The sequence below is a fragment of the Flavobacterium sp. HJJ genome, from assembly GCF_015351475.1.
Taxonomy (GTDB): Bacteria; Bacteroidota; Bacteroidia; order Flavobacteriales; family Flavobacteriaceae; genus Flavobacterium; species Flavobacterium marginilacus.
The window spans coordinates 230,661-249,889 of the sequence record NZ_JADKPR010000003.1; the positions used below are offsets into that span (position 1 = coordinate 230,661).

A 19,229-nucleotide genomic window follows, 5' to 3' on the forward strand; every position below is an offset into this window, starting at 1 on the left:
AAATTTTAATTATGAAAAAAGTATTAAAAATAAATATTCTTTTTGCTTTACTGATGTTTTCAATCAATACTGCAGAGGCACAAACACTTCAATATAATGATGTATCAATAAATGGCAGTGAGTTTGAGTTTCCTCCTCTTAAAACCGTCATCGATTCTGTACTAAAGCGAAACTCAATGCTAAAATTCAGAAAAGATCATATTGGTGTTAAGGAATCTGTATTAGCATCTGAGCGTATCTACTGGACAAGAAATATGGGACTTCAGGCTGATGGCAGATATGGTACGCTGAACAATTTTTCCAGCAGTGAAAATGGAGTTTCTAACACCGCTTATTCTACACTTTCAACACAATATAATTATAGCGTAGGGGTGTATGTGAAGTTTCCAGTTTTTGATGCGCTGAACAGAAAAAATCAGATTAAATTGGCAAAATTTGAGGTTGATGAAGCCAAAAATATGGCTGATTTTCAAGAAGATGAAATCAGGCAGACGGTCATAAAACTGTACCAGGAGTTAATTTTAAAACAAAAGTTACTTCTAATAAGATCCAAAAGCCTGAGTGATGGTAAAATTAATATGCAAATGGTTGAAAAAGAATTTCGAAATGGAATAGTTCCAGTTTCGGAATATGTCAGGATAACTGGTATTACGTCAAATTTAGAGGCAGATTACGAATCTGCTAAATCTGAATTTATTATTACTAAACAATTACTCGAGGATATGGCAGGGTTTGTATTTAATCTAACAAAATCAAAATAGAGAAATGAAAATAATTGATTTTATAAGATTGATATTAAGGCATTTGGTGCTTTTGATTGTAATTCCATTATTCTTGGCTTTGTTAGTATTAATTCTTACTAGTAAACCGCATTTAGAGTATACATCGCAAACGATTTTATATACTGGACTTGCTACTGGTTCCTCTATTGAAATGGATAAAGCATTCAATTATTTTGCTACTAATACAGCTTTTGATAATTTAATCAATATTATTAACTCAAGAGAAACTCAAGAGGAGGTAGCTGTACGATTATTAGCCACACACCTTATGCTGCCTGAGGCCAATCCAAAGTACATTTCAAAAAAATTATTTGATGAACTAAAAGTAAAAGTACCAAAAGACATTTATAATTACATTGAAAAGAGTAATAATAGGAGTTTAAAAACAGATAGTTTAACGGTTAATAGTCCGCTTCCTCCAGAGATTAATCGAAAAAACTATGAGATAACGGTTAACCGATTATTAAAATTAATGAGGAGCAGCAGCGATAATTATATTTATGAGCTGCTGAATTATGAAAATGACAAGCACTATTCTATTAAAGCTTTATCCAGTATACAGGCTATTCGCATCAATAGCAGTGATTTAATAAAAATGACTTATACAGTAGATGACCCGGGTATCTGCCAGCAGACACTTGAAATTTACAACGCAGTTTGCATAAAAAATTATAAAAACATAAAAGAGAATAGATCAGACGCTGTTGTTAAATACTTTGAACAGCAACTTGCTATGGCTAATAATGATTTAAAATTAGCTGAAGATAAACTTCTTGAATTCAATAAGGCAAACAAAATCATAAATTATTATGAGCAGAGTAAGGCAGTTGCAGTTGTAAAAGAAGACATGGAGGTTGATTATAACAACAAAAAAGCACAGCTTGCCGGTACACAGGCATCAACCAAAAGAATTGAAGAAAAACTTAATGTCCAGGATTACATTCAGAATGAAACTAACAAGATTCTTGAAAAAAAGAAATTATTAGGTTACATTAATTATCAAATTGCATTTAACGAAGCCAATTTAGAATCTGATCCCAGCGAAAATATTTCATCTAAGATCAATACTTTAAAAAAAGAAAGAGAATCTTTAAATAATGAAATCAAAAAAAGTGTCGATGAAATATACAGTTATAATAACACTGTTGATGGTGTTCCATTGACTAAAACACTTCCAGATTGGATGAATACTGTTGTTGAGTCTGAAAACCTTAAGGCCAAAATAAAGGTAATGGACAAGCAAAACAAAGATTTTCAAGAACAATATGCTACTTATGCACCAGCAGGTGCTACTATAAAAAGATTAGAACGTGAAATTTCAGTTTCAGAACAAGGCTATTTAGAATTGCTTCACGGATTAAATTTAGCCAAACTAAAATTGCAGGATAATGAAATGTCCTCTAACATAAAATCCATTGATCCGCCTTTTTATCCATTATCAGCTAATCCAACTAAAAGAGGATTGCTTATTGTTGCAGCAGCTTTTCTGGGTGGTCTTTTAACTCTGGGAATTATTTTGATGATGGAGTATTTTGATGATACAATAAAAAATGCTAGCAGAGCCAGTAAGCAGTTAGGACTAAAAACATTAGGAATGATGCCTAAAATGATATTGGACTCAGGAAATATCAAGCTGACTTTTATACAAAAAAGATTAATCGAGATAATTACTCAAAATATACTGCAGTATTTCGGTACACACGACTCTGAAAAAACAGTAAAAACTATAGTGGTGTTCAGCACTCATAAAATGGAAGGGAAAACTGTTTTAGCAGGCAATATTGCCAAGACATTGAAACAAGAAGGAAAGAAAATAGTATTTTTAAATTATGACAGTAAACAAGAGCCTATTACTCAGCAAAGAAAATTCCCAATTCTTAATAAAATTTTAGGTTATCCAGATCCGCGCATTGATGTTGATAATCCTTTTTTGGCTGCTGTGTCAAGTTACCTTGATGAATCAGAATACTATTCTTATGCTATGAATAGTTCGTTTTATAATGCTAAAAATTTCACAGACATTTTAGAGCAGAATAATATTACTTTGGATTATACTCCAGACTTTGTAATTATAGAATTACCATCTCTGATCAATTACAATTATCCAGCGGAATTAATTTTGAATGCTGACTTAGATATTCTCGTATGCCGTTCAAATCGAGTATGGTCGGAGGCAGATCAATCTGCTGTAAATAATTTATTAGCTGCAGCTGCTTCAAAAATTAATGTAATAGTTAACGGTGTAGAGATAAATGAAATTGAATCGGTTTTAGGAGATCTGCCCAAAACTAGAAGTATGTTCAGAAAAAAAATAAAATCGATGTTCAAATTTCAGTTTTTTTCTAAAAACCATATTTAATTAGCTAACTTTCAAATGAAAACACTCAAAAAAATAGTAAGCGAAGATAATTTTCTGTCTTTATCAGGAAATGTTGTGATTGCTATTTTAGGCATTGGTGGTTTTGCCTTGCTTGCCAGAAGTTTATCTTTAGAAGTATTTGGTGAATGGGTTTTGTTTATGGCCGCAGGATCATTTGTAGAAATGTTTAGATTTGGTATAACCAATACCGGTTTGATACGCTATCTTTCCGGAGCTGATGATTCATCGAGAGTTAAACTGATTGGTTCTAACGCGCTAATAAGCTTAGGTGCCACAATTTTAGTCGCCTTAGTTTTGATTGTTTGTAAATTATTATTTCCGGAGGCAATTCAAAATTCTGGATATACTATTTTTTTTACATGGTATCCTTTGCTTGCATTTTTAAATCTTCCGTGGAATATTGCTTTAGTTGTTTTGCAGGCTGATAGAAAGTATAAGCAGATTCTTGCCCTCAAAGCAATAAATAGCGGCTGTTTTTTTTTAATAATCCTGATGCATTTTTCACTATTAAATTTAAGTCTGAATCAATTAGTCATAGGTTTAATTATTGTAAATGCAGGTACATCAATTGTAAGTTTTATTCTGGGATGGGACGGAATTCTCCTCATTAATAAAGCAAGTGCAGAAACCAATAAGACTTTATTGCATTTTGGCAAATACACAACCTTTACCCTTATAGGAACTAATTTATTACGAAGCGTAGATACTTTAATTATTAGTTTAAGTCCGTTAGGCAGTGCAGCAGTTGCCCTTTACAGTATTCCTTTGAAGCTGACAGAATTACAGCAGATACCATTGCGCAGTTTTGTCGCTACGGCCTTTCCAAAGATGTCTAAAGCTAGTTTACACAATCAAATTAATGAAGTTAAAAGTTTGTTTTATACTTATTCTGGAGCTTTGACCTATCTCTTCGTCGCAATAAGTTTATTCACATTTGTATTTGCTGAATTCTTTGTTATGCTTATAAGCGGAAAACAATTCTTGAAAACAGATCCTATAACAGGGTTTAATGTTGTTGACATCGTTCGCGTATTTTCCATATATGGATTATTATTACCTATTGATAGAATGACAGGAGTTGGTTTGGATAGTATCAATAAGCCAAGAATTAATGCCATCAAAGTATTTGTTATGGTAATTGCCAATGTTATAGGGGATTTAGTGGCTATTTTTATATTTAAATCTTTAATTTTTGTAGCTATTGCTTCTATTATATTTACCATTATTGGCATTTGGATGGGTATGTATTTTATCAATCAGGAGTTATCCCTTTCATTCAAAGAAATTTTCAGGAGCGGTTTAAAGTTTTATATCTCAGTTTTTAATAAGCTGACACATAATCGTTATGATAGTTGTGTGAAAATTGAAAATAATTTTAGATCATGAGTGAATATAATAACATAAATCCATTTGAAAGTTATTCAGGATCCTTGAATATTTCTAAACCAGGGAATTTGATTATGCTCTTTAGTATAATGTCAATTTCTGCTCTGATTATAGTAAAATTAGGTGTTATTGGAATTGGGTTGCTATTGGCTGTTATTTTCGGATCTGTCTTTTTATATTATTTATTTTGCAATCCTGTTATAGGGTATTATACTGCAATTGCATTAAATTTTGTCATCATCGGCATGGGCAGATATGTAAAAGGGCTGCCATTAGGGTTTGCAATTGATGGTATACTTGTTCTGACTTATTTAGCCTTGTTTATGAATCAGTTCAGAACCCGTATTGATTGGACTCCAGCTAAAAGAGATATTACATTTTTATCCATATTATGGCTGGGTTATTCTGTTTTTGAGTTGGTTAATCCAGAAGCCAGAAGTGTTCAGGCTTGGATTTCTGGAAGAGGAATTGCTTTTTACCCGTTTTTATTCATACCGTTAACATTTATGTTTATCAGGAATGAAAAGAGACTCAGCTATTTTTTTTACATATGGGCCGCCTTTTCGTTACTGGCAACATTAAAAGGAATTATGCAGATGACTCTTGGTGTAGATGGTGCAGAACAAGAATGGCTAAATGAAGGAAGTTACAAAACACATATTCTATTTGGTAAACTCAGAGTTTTTTCATTTTATAGTGATGCTGGTCAATTTGGTGCAAATCAAGGATATACAGGAGTTGTTTTTTTGATTTATGCCATGTCACAGCAAACAAAATTAAAAAAAATATTTTTCATTTTTGTGGGCCTTTTAGGAATTTATGGAATGGTCATTTCGGGTACACGAGGTGCTTTGAGTGTACCTATAGTCGGTTTTATGACTTATTTTATCTTAAGTAAAAATGTAAAAGTTATTATTATTGGTGTCACATTTTTAGCTATCGTTTTTATATTCTTCAAATACACGACTATTGCACAGGGAAATGCACAGGTACGAAGGATGCGAACTGCCTTTGATCCAAATGATGCTTCTTTGCAGGTAAGGCTTGATAATCAAAAAATACTCAAAAATTATTTAGCTTCTAGACCATTTGGCGGCGGTATTGGCCACGGAGGCACTAAAGCTCAAAAATACCTGCCAAATGCTTTTCTATCCAATGTTGCCACCGACAGCTGGTATGTTTTAATCTGGGTCGAACAAGGGATTGTTGGCTTAATACTGCATTTAGTAATTCTTTTTTATGTAATGATAAAAGCATCATTAAAAGTGATGTTTAAAATTCGGGATCCAATATTGAAGTTTAAAATGGCTTCCTTAATTGCAGGAATGGCGGGAATTATGGTGGCTTCTTATGGAAATGCTGTCTTAGGGCAAATGCCAACTGCTTTATTAATCTATGCAACAATGGCAATTATTTTAAATTCCGATGTTTATGAAAAAGAGATTGAAGAAAATCAAGCTGAATTGCTTAAGCAATAAACAGTTAAGCATTCAAAAACAATTTAGAAAAACAGAATACAACCAGTAATCCTTAAACTTAGCACTATGTATTACAGAAATGTAAAAGATTTGAATAATATTATACTTAAAAGATTAAGTATAATACCGCGTGATTTAGATTTGATAGTTGGTGTTCCTAGGAGTGGTATGCTTCCTGCAAATTTATTAGCATTATATCTCAACAAGCCCTATACCGATATTCATTCATTTTTGAATGGACATATTTATAAAGCTGGTGCCAGAAGCCAGTTTTTTGATATCTCAGAATTTAAAAATATCCTTGTGGTTGACGACAGTATTGCTTCGGGAGCTGCGATGGTCGAGGTTAAAGAAAGTTTAAAACATCTTGATGATAAATTCAATATAAAATATTGTGCAGTTTATGTAATTCCAGGTAAAGAAAAAATGGTGGATTATTTTTTTGAAATTGTACCCTTACCAAGGTATTTTCAATGGAATATTCTCAATCATACAACTTTAGAAAAAGCGTGTTTTGACATTGATGGTGTTTTATGTGCTGACCCTTTGCCAGAGCAAAATGATGACGGAGAAAAATATACCGATTTTATTTTAAATGCTCCGCCATTGTTCATTCCAGGGAGCAAAATTGGAACAATTGTAACATCTCGTTTAGAAAAATACCGCAAAGAAACAGAAACCTGGTTAGCAGCTAACAATATCAAATATAATGAACTGGTTATGCTCGATTTACCCAATATGGAGGCAAGACAGCGCGCTAATAATCATGGTGATCATAAGGCTAAAGCTTACCTGTCAAAACCTTATGTGCTGTTTATAGAAAGTGAATACCATCAGGCAGTAGAGATAAACAGATTAACAAAAAAACCGGTTTTATGTACAGAGAATTTCGAAATGATATTTGAATCGGAATCTTTTATGTATAACCTTAAAAGTGGCAAGCATCTGCCTTTCCTTAGAAAATACGCTTTAAAACTTAGGGATAAACTGAGAAAGTTTAAATAAGATGAGCTATTTAATCTTGAGTCCTAACGGTTTTAATTATAAAATTTATTATGCTAGTATTTAACATCATACAAATTGTTTTATTAAGCCTTCTGGGTTTAGCAACGTTATATATTTTAATATTTGCCGCAGCAAGTTTATTTTATAAACAGAAAAAATATTCAGATAACGGAAATATAAAAAAAATAGCGGTTCTTATTCCGGGGTATAAAGAAGATGAGGTGATTATTGAAGTTGCAAATGCGGCATTGCTGCAAGATTATCCACAAGAACTTTATGATATCGTAATTATTGCCGATTCTTTTCAAAAGGAAACAATAGCAGTATTAAAGACCTTACCCATTATAGTTATTGAAGTAAGTTTTGAAAAGAGTACAAAATCTAAGGCTTTAAACAAAGCGATGGATGCCTTAGAAAATAATTATGATATTGCAGTTGTTCTTGATGCGGATAATGTGATGAATAATGATTTTCTAAAAAAAATAAATGCTGCTTTTGAATATGGTTTTACTGCGGTTCAAGGTCATCGTACAGCAAAAAATACGAATAACTCCTGGGCTGTTCTTGATGCCATTAGCGAAGAAATAAACAATAACATTTTTCGGAAAGGACACAGGGTTTTGGGGCTTTCATCTGCCATAATAGGTTCTGGAATGGCTTTTAAGTACAATTATTTTAAAACACTTATGGCAACAGTTACTGCTGTTGGAGGATTTGATAAGGAAATAGAACTCAAAATGCTTAAAGAAGGTCACAAAATCGTTTATCTCAATGATGCTGTTGTTTTTGACGAAAAAATACAAAAAGCTGAAGTGTTTGGCAATCAGCGCCGTCGCTGGCTTTCTGCACAATTACATTACTTCAGGAAAGATATTTTAAGTGCCTGCAAACATTTACTACTGAATGGTAATATTGATTATTTTGATAAGGCAATTCAATTTATACAGCCACCTAGAATATTACTGTTAGGAGCTGTGATGCTGTGCAGTATTGGCTTTCTTGTAATCAATTATTTTTTAGATGTCCAAAATTCTTACTCTAATTATTGGATTATCTTAGTAACAGCCTGCATAATGTCTTTTGTTTTTTCAGTTCCAAAATATTTCTATACTATTAATACTTTGAATGCTTTGGCTAGTCTGCCAAAAGGTATGTTTATGATGCTGCTGTCTCTGTTAAAAATTAAAGGAGCCAATAAAACATTTATACATACAAAGCATACTTCAAGTTCAAATAAACAAACTTGAAATTATACTGTAAAACACACTAATTAAGAGATGGGAAAATAAAATCATAATAATTACTTCTGATTTTTATCAAGATGCAGAAGCAATTAATCTAAAAAAGAGCATCATGAAAATAGGTATAGAAGGACAGCGGCTTTTTCGTAAAAAAAAACATGGTATGGACATGGTAGCTTTAGAACTAATAAAGAATCTCCAGGATCTAGACCACGAAAATGAATATTTTATATTTGTAAAACCAGATCAAGACAGTTCCGTTCTTAAAGAAACTTCAAACTTTAAGATTATTGAATTAAATGGGGGACCATACCCAGCGTGGGAACAAATAGCATTGCCAAAAGCAGCCAAAAAATATGGCTGCGATATATTACACTGCACCAGCAATACCGCACCTTTTTTTACTTCTATTCCTTTAATAACAATTCTTCATGACATTATTTACATGGAAAGCGGTTATTTAAAAATACTCAAAAGCAGTGCAAGTACCTACCAAAAATTTGGAAATATATATAGAAAACTCGTAGTACCGCGTGTTGTAAAAAGGAGTAAAAAAGTGATTACAGTATCCCATTTTGAAAAAAACAGAATCGGTGAATTCTTTGGAATTAAAGGTGATAAAAAACTCGATGCTATTTATAATGGCGTAAGTGAACATTTTAAACCAGTTACCAATAAAGAAGAACTGAAACGTGTTAAAGAAAAATACAATTTACCTGATAAGTATTTCTTTTTCCTTGGTAATACAGACCCCAAAAAAAACACAAAAGGAACCCTTAAAGCTTTTTCTGATTTTTTAAAACTGACAGAGACTGATTATAAACTGGTTATGCTCGATTATGATAAAACCGAACTCAATATCCTCTTGGTCGAAATTGATGACACCAATCTTATCAATCATATTGTTTTGACAGGTTATGTAATTAATACCGATTTACCTGCTATTTATTCCCAATGCGACATTTTTTTATATCCGTCACTTCGCGAAAGTTTCGGGATTCCGATGCTGGAAGCCATGTCTTGTAACGTGCCTGTTATTACATCAAATACATCATCGATGCCTGAAATTGCAGAAGATGCTGCCCATATTATAAATCCATTTAATTCCGAAGAAATTATTCAGGGAATTATTGAAATAGTAAATAACGAAGCGTACAGAAAATCTCTTTGCGATAAAGGAATGAAGCGTAGTAAACAATTTTCTTGGAGAAATATGGCAAAAGAGTATTTAAAGCTTTATGAACTAATTTATTTAGAATATTCAAAAAAACAATAGATTATGATTGAAGGTAAAAATATTATCTGCATTTCTCAAACTACCTGGCATGGTGAATTTACTAAATCTACGGTGCAATTGTTATCACTTTTAGCAGAAAAAAACACCATAGTTTTTGTTGAATATCCATTTACAGTCAAAGATGTTATAATGTCTTTATTGGGAAAACAAAGAGCACAAGTATCCAGAATGCTGGGTTTTAAAAGAAGAATCATAGAAGAAAAAACAGATAGTAATGCAGTGGTTAAACATTTGGTTATGCCTCCGGTTTTACCGGTAGATTTTATTAAAAACGAATCAATTTTTCAAAAGTTTTTTAGTATCAATGCATTTATTTATAAAACACAGCTTCGAAAAGCCATAAAGAAATTAAAGTTAGATAATCCAATTATCATCACAGCATATAACCCAATGTATGGCCTGCCCATGATTGGCAAATTACACGAATATCTAAATGTGTATTACTGTTATGACGGTATGGATACACAAAGGCATAAATCAAGAATTTATACTATTGAGCAGCAATTTTGCAGGCAGGTTGATGGCATTATAACAACATCGGATTATTTAAATTCTGAAAAGCAGCAATTAAATCCGCAAAGCTATGTGGTTAAAAATGGTGTTGACTTTAAGTTATTTGAGCCTCACGCCAAAAAATCTGTTTCAAGCCCTTCTTCTCAAAAAAAAGCTGGCTACATAGGAACCTTGGATTTTAGGTTTGATATCGATAGTATGGAATTTGCAATTCAGGAATTACCTCAGGTTCAATTTGAATTTACAGGCTATTTGCTCAACCATAATATAAAAGAAAGGTTATCAAAATATGACAATGTTGCTTTTTTTAAATCGGTAAAAGCACACGAAGTTCCTCAATTATTATCGAAATATGATTTAGGAATTATACCCTATAAAATGGACGAGGTTAATAAAAATATATATCCATTAAAAATTAATGAATATTTGGCCGTTGGTGTTCCTGTGGTTATGACAGCTTTCGCCAATTTAACCGATTTTAAATCCATGGTTAAATCCGCAGAAAACAAGAAACTTTTCAAATCATATATTGAATATGAGTTAGAAAATGATAATGACGTATTAATTAAAGAGAGAATTGATTTTGCCAGACTTAATTCCTGGGAAGGCAGAGTGGTGGAATTTGGAGATGTTCTCGAAAAAATTATTAAACATAAATATCCATCTTAAATTAAAAGCTATGACAGCATTAAAAATTATATTCTGTTTTCTATTGTTTATTATTGTTTATACCTATGTTGGATATGGGATTTTATTATTCATAATTATAAAAATAAGGCGTTTTTTTAAACTTGGAAATAAGGTAAATAGTAATCCCAATTATGAACCTGAAGTTACATTGTTCATAGCTGCTTATAATGAAAAAGATTATGTGGATGCAAAAATGAAAAACACCTTAGAACTTGAATACCCGAAAGAAAAATTAAACATTATTTGGGTTACAGATGGTTCTGATGACGGAACCCCCAACTTATTAACTGGTTACGCTAATACAACGGTTTATCATTTAGATGAAAGAAATGGAAAAATAGGGGCAATGAACCGCGGTATGGAATTTGTAAAAACACCAATTGTAATATTTAGTGATGCCAATACCAATCTGGGCAAAGAATCAATCAGACGCATTGTTAATCTATTTAATGACCCTGCAGTTGGCTGTGTTTCGGGAGAAAAACGAATTGTTAATAAAGAAAGTGATGTGGCTTCGGGAGCAGGGGAGGGAATCTACTGGAAATATGAATCGGCATTAAAAAAATGGGATGCCGAATTATATTCTGTTGTTGGAGCTGCCGGAGAACTTTTCGCTATTAGAACAGAACTGTATCGGCATGTTGAAAAAGATACGCTGCTTGACGACTTTATTATATCATTAAGAGTCGCTCAAGAAGGATATACCATTCAATATGATCCAGAAGCGTATGCTGTTGAAACTGCTTCAGCTAGTGTAAAAGAAGAATTTAAACGTAAAATCAGAATCTCTGCCGGCGGTATTCAGTCTATTGTAAGATTACGTTCCTTATTGAATATTTTTAAATATGGAACACTTTCATTTCAGTACATTTCTCATCGCGTTTTGCGTTGGAGTCTTACCCCTTTATGTCTTATTTTATTAATTCCCGTTTTATCTATTCTAGCGTTTAATGAAGGAATTTTGTCATTTGGATTTTATTCTATATTATTTTGGATGCAGTTTCTGTTCTATACTTCCGCTTTGTTAGGCTGGTTTTTAGAAAATAGAGAGACAAGGATTAAAATTTTGTTTGTTCCTTATTATTTTTTCATTATGAATTTATGTGTAATCTTAGGATTTTTCAGGTACATAAAAAAATCACAATCCGTAAATTGGGAAAGGGCTAAACGGGCCAGTTAATATTTTTCAGGACAAGACAAAATGACTGAAATCTTTTTTCCAACACAGCCTTTTGTTGAAACTTTAGTATATTTAAATCAGAGTATTGGTGTTCTTGATGTAATAATTAATCAGTTAAATATCAATTTAAAAGGAACTTAATTTTACAGTTTGATTAAGAACATAAGTTTTCAAATTAGAAATGCTTTTTCTTTGTTTGAAAGCTTATGTTTTTTGCATTAAATAGATCAATTCAATTGTTGTTCTCTGAAAATATTAGGAGAAATCCCAACCTCTTTTTTAAACAAACGGGAAAAATAGGTAGCGTTTTCAAATCCCAGCGAAATCGAAATCTCTGCAATATTCATTTTTCCTTCTTTTAATAAATTTTTTGCTTCTGAAATTAGATAAAGGTGAATCAATTCCAAAGCGGTTTTCCCGGTTTCCTGTTTCAATAGATCAGTCAAATACCGCGAAGATACATGGAGGTTTTCTGCCATATAATTAACTGTAGGAAGACCAAAATCAGTGTTTTCTCTATCTTGAAAATAGGAGGAGAGTATGTTATTAAATTTTGTAAATGTGGCTCCGGTTAATTCCTCCCGATTAATAAATTGTCTTTTGTAAGAGCGTTGTGCATATTTAAGCAAGGTACTAAGGTGGCTGAGAATAATGGCCTTACTGAAGTCATCGGTATTATTGTGGTATTCTTTTTCCATCGTGAGAGCTATATTCCAAATGGTTTCCTCCTCGCTAGGGGAAAGGTGCAGCGCCTCATTAACATCATATTCAAAAAAACTGTATTTCTTTATTTCGTGATGGAGTATATTGCCTGCAAAAAAGTCCTCGTGAACAATAATCATGAAGCAATCTTCTTCTAAACGAATATTTTTAAATGCCACTTTTTGGTGTGGCTTGATAAATGACATTTTTCCAGAGTCATGATCATATTTTGTTTTGCCATAGAGGACACTTCCAGATTCTAGTTTTTTGAAACCGATGATATAAAAATCGGCAGTAAATTCTACATCATTAGCACCAGTACAAGTAAATTTGGTGCCATGTGAAATGCAGAATAACGGATGCTCAGGAAGTTTAAGTCCAATGGCCTGAGTAAAACCGCTTATTGTATCGAAATGATTCATTTGATATCGTTTTAAAAAAGAAAGCAGAACCCGACGAATCGGATTCTGCAAATTTAAACTTTATTTTCCGTGTGCGGCTTCAGAAACCTCCTGCCATTCCTCCCATGTTTTTAACCGTTCTCCGTAAGCATATTTAGTCCATTGTACACCAGCCCTGCCTAAAAGCAATCTTAACGGAGGATTTTCTGCATCTATCAGTTTTAAAACAGCTTCTGAAGTCGCTTCAGGCACGCCATAATCTTCTTCTTTATTTCCTTCCTGAAGAGCTGCTCTCACAATATCATATTGTTCCAGTGGTTTACTTTGTATTGCAGAAGATAAGCCAAAATCGGTTGCATAACCATTTGGTTCTATGAGGGTGACTTTGATTCCGAAACTAGTAACTTCTGCAGCCAGAGATTCAGTTAAACCTTCAACAGCAAATTTAGAAGCACTGTAAATCCCTAAAGTAGGCAATGCAATAACTCCCAAAACACTAGAAACCTGAATGATGTGACCTGATTTTTGTTCACGCATTACTGGTATAACTGCTTGTGTAACCCAAATTAATCCAAAAACATTGGTTTCAAACTGCGTACGGATTTCCTGTTCTTCCAATTCTTCGATGGCACCAAAATGTCCATAACCAGCATTGTTGATTAATACATCGATTACTCCAAAATGGCTTTTTGCTTTTGCAACAGCATCAAAAGAGGCTTTTTTATCCGTAACATCTAATGGCAGAACCAATAGATTTTCGGGAAATTCAGCTGACAATTCCTTTAATGAATCTGTATTTCTTACTGTTGCTACAACATTATCGCCACGTTTTAAAAAAGTTTCTGTCCAAATTCTTCCGAATCCACGGGATGCTCCTGTAATAAAAATTGTTTTTTTCATTGTAATAATTTTATTGTTTTACTATCAAGGCAAATCTCCGTCAATTATTGATAACGGTTATGATACAAAAGTGGGCAATAATGAAACGTTTTAACGAAAGATAATTTGGTTTGATTTATTGTTCAAAAATTCAATACGCTTTTTACAAATTCATCATAATTTTGAAATATGGAACCGTGGCCTGCATCCTTATAAACAATTAGCTCCGAATTTATCATATGATTTTTTAATTCGTATGTGTTACTTATAGAAACTATTTTGTCATCATCTTCGTTTACAATTAAATAAAACAGGGTGTAATTACTTATTTCATTCCGGGACTTATTTGCCCCATTATTTTAATTGCCATTGCACGGCTAAGAAACTTGAAGTTGAATAACATTAAGCGGTTTTTCCAGCCTGATATGACTCTTGGTTTACTTTTTCTTTCCAAGCCGGTAATTAAATCTTGTGCTACGTCATATGCTGTGGACAATACAAATTCGGGATACGAATTAGTTTCCTTACCAGCATTTGAATGAAAATCTGATTTAGTTGCTCCAGGATTAAACCCCATTACATAAATACCTTTATTTTTAAATTCAAACCACAAGGATTCGGAAAAATTAGCAACAAAGCTTTTGGTTCCTGCATAAACAGCTGCTCCCGGAAAAGAAGAATGTCCTAAAAGTGAAGCCACATTTACCAGACTGTCTCCCTTTTTTGCGTTTTGCAGGAAAGCGTAAGACAGTGTTACCAATGCATCCATATTAAGGTGCATACCATTTATTTGTTCCTGAAGCGGCATATTGATAAATTCCCCGTACATTCCAGCACCTGCATTATTAATTAGGACATCATAACGTTCTGATTTAATGTGTTCAGACAGCCTAACCAAATCTTTTGAGTTGTTTAAATCCGCTGCTAGTACTGAGTGGTTATTTCCATGAAGTATCGCTTTGGCTTCATTTAATTTATTCTCACTTCTTGCTACAAGTGTTACTGCATAATTTTTTGCAGCCATCAATTTGGCAGCTTCTAATCCGATGCCTCCACTAGCACCTGTAATTAGTACTTTTTTATCTTTTAATTCCATTTTTTTTAGTTTTATTATGTTGCTCAATATAATTTAAGAAAGAGACTCATCATAAGTCTAGCTCTCGGTTTAGTTAATACTATCGTTAGATTTTTCCAAAGATGGAGGAATCAGTTTATACATTACCGGGGTTACAATTCTTGACAGGATGGTAGAGCTTATCAAACCGCCAATCAATACAATCGCCAACGGAGATATTTGAGGATTGGAATTCAGTGCCAAAGGAATCAATCCGCAGATTGCCGTAATGGATGTCAGTACTACCGGAAGAAAACGGGTTTCACCAGCAATGGCAATCGCCTCGTCAATGGACTTTCCTTCTTGTCGCAATTGATTGGTGAAATCGACCAAAAGAAGGGAATTTTTCACCTGAATTCCGGACAGTCCGATAAAACCGATAATGGATACTAACGACATTGGGTTGCCTGTCACCAATAAAAACAATACACCTCCAAGAACTCCCAACGGAATGATAGACAGTACGATGATAATTCCCTTGAACGTTTTAAATTGCAGTAATAAAACGGCTATAAATAAAAAAGCACTCAATATGATTACGGACAGGAAATTGCCTCCCAACGCATCGCCTTCGGACTCTTTTTCTCCCGAAAGTTTGTAATAATATCCTTTTGGCATTTTTAATTTGTCTAATTTCGGAATAATTTCTACCAACAAATCATTGGCATAAAAACCTTTTGCAGACATAGCCGAAACTTTTGAAAAGGGAGATTTGTTAAAATGGTTGATAGCTGTGGGTGCCGTTTCAAAAGTGATGGTCGCAATTTGATTCAATGCAATTGGAGTTCCCTGAATGTTATTTACGTACAAACTTTTTAATGCGCCCAATTTGGAAAACTTGTCCCTTGGGAGAGTAATGGTCACATTTCTTGCATCGCCGCGATCATCAATGTAATCGCCAACGGTTAGTCCTGCTACCGCAAGTCGGATCACTTTGTCGGCCTCGCTTGTCAGTACGCCCAATGTTCTTGCTTTTTCTTTATTGATTTTTACTTTGACATCAGTTTTATACGTATTCAGCTCATTGTTGAGGTAAACCGTGCCTCTTTGATTTCGCAAAATACTTTCTGCCTGAGCCGATAATTTTCGTAAAACGTCTTGGTCTTCGCCAAATATCCTTACGACGATATTGGCTTCCAACGGCGTTCCTTGCTCAAAATCTTTCACCTCTACTTTGGCATAAGGCATCGTTTTGAACTTGTCGCGCAATTTTTCAATTAAAGCCGTCTTTTCGGTAGGCGTAGCCTCATCTTCCAACTGTACAAATATTTGGGCAAAATCTGATTTCCTGTCCTGTGGATGCACATTGTAATAAATCTGCGGATTTCCTTTTCCCACATTTGAAGTGTAATACACAATTTCTTTGTGGTTTTTCAATTCTTTTTCTACGATTTTTGTCACTCGGTCACTTTCCGAAATATTAGCCTGAAGCGGCATTTTAATATTGATAAGAAACATTGGTTTTTCTGAATTCGGGAACAATTTGAATCCGGTTACCGAAAACAATCCAAAAGCAATCACACTTAAAAACAGGGAAACAGCAATCGTAATTTTTGGGAATTTCAATGCTTTTGGCATAATATCCCTGTAGGCTCTTGTTAGAAACTTTTGCAAATACTGAAGAAAAATGTTTCCTTCACCGTGCTCGTGTGTTTTTAAAAATCGGCTTCCCAAAAACGGAACCAATGTCAAAGCTACAATCATTGAAGCCAAAACACTTGTAATAACCGCCATTGGTAAACTGCGGATGAATTCGCCTGCCATATCGGGAAGAAAGACCAACGGCAAAAAGGCAATAACCAAAGTTACCGTACATCCTACTACTGCAATTCCTATTTGTTTGGTTCCCATTAGAACGGCATCCATTTTTGAATGGCCTTCACGCAGCCAACGCTCAATATTTTCGACAACCACAATACTGTCATCGACCAATAATCCTAAAGCGACAACCAATCCAACAATGCTCAATTGGTTTAAGGAATACCCTAAAGCATTCATTGCAATTAATCCTAAAGCCAATGATAAAGGAATGGATATCATAACAATAAGTGATGCTCTTGAACCTAAAGGTACCAACGTAATGACAACCAAAAGAATGGCCAATGCAAAGTCAAAACCTAAATGCCCCAAACGTTTTGATACCATATCGGCTTGATCAAAATTCTTGATTAGTTTAATGTTAGGAGGCAAATCTTTGGAGAATTCTTCTACAATTGGTAAATACTGCTTTTGTACATCGCTAATGTTTACATTATCCTTCATTCCGGCGGTGACCAAAACGCATCGGTGTCCGTTAATTCTTGTAATGTGATTTACCACTTCAGATTTGTAGCTCACTTCGGCTACGTCTTTCATATAAATGATTTTTCCATTAGCATTGTAAACGACGGTATTGGCAACATCATCCGCATTTTTAAATTTACCGCTTGTTTTTACGTTGAATACTTTGGTGTCCAAATCGATACTTCCGCCGGGAATATCAGCAGCTTCACTTTGTAAACTTCCCATTACTATGTTCAATGGAATTTTCAGTTGTGCCAATTTTTCCAAATTCAAATCCACGCGGATTTCCTGTTCCGGAATGCCGCTGTATTTTACGTCCTTGAGATTGGTTATTTTTTCAATCTTTGTCTTTAGTTCATCGGCTTCATCGCGCAGTTTTTTGTCGGATGCATTTTCTGAAACCAAAGCAGCCTGAAGAATTTTTACATCCGAAGACGAAATTTTCTCCGTCTTAATCATATAAATATCTTTTGGCAATTCACTGTTTTTTAGGGCATTCATTTCGGTGGAGATTTCCTGATATTTATTGTCAACATCCACTCCATATTTGAATTTTACCTGAAAAGCGGCTACACCATCTTCAACGGTTGTGAGTATTTTTTCGATATTTTCCAATCCGTAAATCTTGTTTTCGATTGGTTTTACGACTTGTTCCTCCATATCTTTTGGACTCGTTCCGGGATAAATAACCGTAATCAAATATTGTGGCGGATGCGTTCCGGGGTCTTCTGATCTTGGCATCGTGAATAGGGTAAGAATCCCTACAACGGCAACCAAAAGAAAGATAATCAGTGCAAACTGATAATTCTTAACTGAAAAGTTTGTGATTTTCATTACTATTCTCGGTTATTTAATGATTTTGATAGTTGATTCTTCGTTGAGATAAGCACTGTTTGAAATAACAATCTGATCCGTTTGGTGAAGTCCCTCCTTGATAAATACCTTGTTATTTTCAAATTTAGCAATTGTAACAGGCTGACGTTTTACTTTGTTATTCTCTACGACAAACACAAAGGCTTTATTTCCGTCGGCTTCAATAAGTGAATTATAGGGAATGATGATGCGGTCTTCTACTTTTTCGGCCTTGATTTCTGCTTTTCCAAACATACCCACGGCCGGTCTGCTGTTCTTCATATCCAATTTCAGCTCTACCTGAAACGAACCTAATGCAGCATCGGCAGCTTGTGATTTCCTGAAGACAAAAGCGTCAAAGTGTTTATCCGGATAACCATCGAGCGTGACAACCGCTTTTTGGCCAATTTTCACCGCAGCCCATTCGGTATCAGTCAAGCCCGCTTTTAACAGGTAATTGTTGTTTTTACTTGTTTCGTTTATGGCCAAAATTGGAGATCCGGCACCAACCACTTCACCTGTATTGGCAATTTTTGCAGTAACAAAACCATCGGCAGTGGCATAAATTTTTGCATAACGGGCATTAAATGCAATGGCATCTTTCTGCTTTCGGGCAATGTCAAGACCCGTTTTTGTGTTTTGAAGCTGTTCCAAAGTATAAACACTGTCTTTGTAAAGGTTTAAGGTACGCGTATAATCACGCTCGAATTTCTTAACATTCAGATCCGATTGATTCAAGCCCGAACCGATTTCGGTTTCATCTAAAGTGGCAAGAAGTTGTCCCTTCTTGAAAAACTGACCTTCTTCTACGTAAATTTTACTGACAACACCACCAATTTTAAAGCCATAATTGGCTTGATTTTCCGTTTTCACCAAGCCGGATGCGTTTATGTTAGTTGCAAGTGCCAATGATTGAGCCGTTTCTGTTTTAATCGAAATAACATCGGCATTTTCAAAAGGGTTCTGTTCTTTTTTTTCTTCTTTGCAAGAATAAAAAAGCGGTAGTACGAATAGGATAATTATTAATTTCTTCATTGTTCTAATTT

The 19,229-nt window shown here is 34.0% G+C and carries 14 protein-coding genes; 9 read left to right on the forward strand and 5 right to left on the reverse strand.

The window, feature by feature from the left end:
* Positions 1-11: 11 nt before the first annotated feature.
* The 9 genes from IRZ80_RS04145 (at position 12) to IRZ80_RS04185 (ending at position 11,952) form a co-directional block, all read left to right on the forward strand.
* Positions 12-761, forward strand: a complete 750-nt coding sequence (locus tag IRZ80_RS04145; protein ID WP_194640298.1) for a TolC family protein — start codon at positions 12-14, stop codon at positions 759-761.
* Positions 762-765: 4 nt separating this feature from the next.
* Positions 766-3,141: an exopolysaccharide transport family protein gene (locus IRZ80_RS04150; protein WP_194640299.1), complete on the forward strand. Its 2,376-nt coding sequence runs from the start codon at positions 766-768 to the stop codon at positions 3,139-3,141.
* A 15-nt stretch (positions 3,142-3,156) separates the two neighbouring features.
* On the forward strand, positions 3,157-4,548 hold the full coding sequence (locus IRZ80_RS04155; protein ID WP_194640300.1) for a lipopolysaccharide biosynthesis protein: 1,392 nt from the start codon (positions 3,157-3,159) through the stop codon (positions 4,546-4,548).
* Entirely contained in the window at positions 4,545-6,026 is a 1,482-nt protein-coding gene (locus IRZ80_RS04160; protein ID WP_194640301.1) for an O-antigen ligase family protein, read from the forward strand. Before IRZ80_RS04155 ends, IRZ80_RS04160 begins: the two co-directional genes overlap by 4 nt.
* A gap of 66 nt (positions 6,027-6,092) precedes the next feature.
* Entirely contained in the window at positions 6,093-7,031 is a 939-nt protein-coding gene (locus IRZ80_RS04165) for a phosphoribosyltransferase family protein (RefSeq protein ID WP_194640302.1), read from the forward strand.
* 50 nt (positions 7,032-7,081) lie between these two features.
* The gene (locus IRZ80_RS04170) at positions 7,082-8,278 is read left to right on the forward strand and encodes a glycosyltransferase (protein ID WP_194640303.1); all 1,197 of its coding nucleotides are present in this window, start codon (positions 7,082-7,084) and stop codon (positions 8,276-8,278) included.
* Positions 8,279-8,384: 106 nt separating this feature from the next.
* The gene (locus IRZ80_RS04175; RefSeq protein ID WP_194640304.1) at positions 8,385-9,548 is read left to right on the forward strand and encodes a glycosyltransferase family 4 protein; all 1,164 of its coding nucleotides are present in this window, start codon (positions 8,385-8,387) and stop codon (positions 9,546-9,548) included.
* Between the two features lie 3 nt (positions 9,549-9,551).
* A complete protein-coding gene (locus IRZ80_RS04180; RefSeq protein ID WP_194640305.1) occupies positions 9,552-10,751 on the forward strand; it encodes a glycosyltransferase in 1,200 nt (399 codons plus the stop codon).
* A 10-nt stretch (positions 10,752-10,761) separates the two neighbouring features.
* The gene (locus tag IRZ80_RS04185) at positions 10,762-11,952 is read left to right on the forward strand and encodes a glycosyltransferase family 2 protein (RefSeq protein ID WP_194640306.1); all 1,191 of its coding nucleotides are present in this window, start codon (positions 10,762-10,764) and stop codon (positions 11,950-11,952) included.
* Positions 11,953-12,179: 227 nt separating this feature from the next.
* On the opposite strand, the gene IRZ80_RS04190 is transcribed toward IRZ80_RS04185, so the two are convergent.
* The 5 genes from IRZ80_RS04190 to IRZ80_RS04210 form a co-directional block, all read right to left on the reverse strand.
* Positions 12,180-13,076, reverse strand: a complete 897-nt coding sequence (locus IRZ80_RS04190) for a helix-turn-helix domain-containing protein (RefSeq protein ID WP_194640307.1) — start codon at positions 13,074-13,076, stop codon at positions 12,180-12,182.
* Positions 13,077-13,136: 60 nt separating this feature from the next.
* Positions 13,137-13,955, reverse strand: coding sequence for an SDR family NAD(P)-dependent oxidoreductase (locus tag IRZ80_RS04195; protein ID WP_194640308.1), 819 nt, complete (start codon positions 13,953-13,955; stop codon positions 13,137-13,139).
* A gap of 304 nt (positions 13,956-14,259) precedes the next feature.
* A complete protein-coding gene (locus IRZ80_RS04200; protein WP_194640309.1) occupies positions 14,260-15,030 on the reverse strand; it encodes an SDR family NAD(P)-dependent oxidoreductase in 771 nt (256 codons plus the stop codon).
* Positions 15,031-15,099: 69 nt separating this feature from the next.
* A complete protein-coding gene (locus tag IRZ80_RS04205; RefSeq protein ID WP_194640310.1) occupies positions 15,100-18,165 on the reverse strand; it encodes an efflux RND transporter permease subunit in 3,066 nt (1,021 codons plus the stop codon).
* A 12-nt stretch (positions 18,166-18,177) separates the two neighbouring features.
* A complete protein-coding gene (locus tag IRZ80_RS04210; RefSeq protein WP_194640311.1) occupies positions 18,178-19,218 on the reverse strand; it encodes an efflux RND transporter periplasmic adaptor subunit in 1,041 nt (346 codons plus the stop codon).
* Positions 19,219-19,229 lie beyond the last annotated feature (11 nt).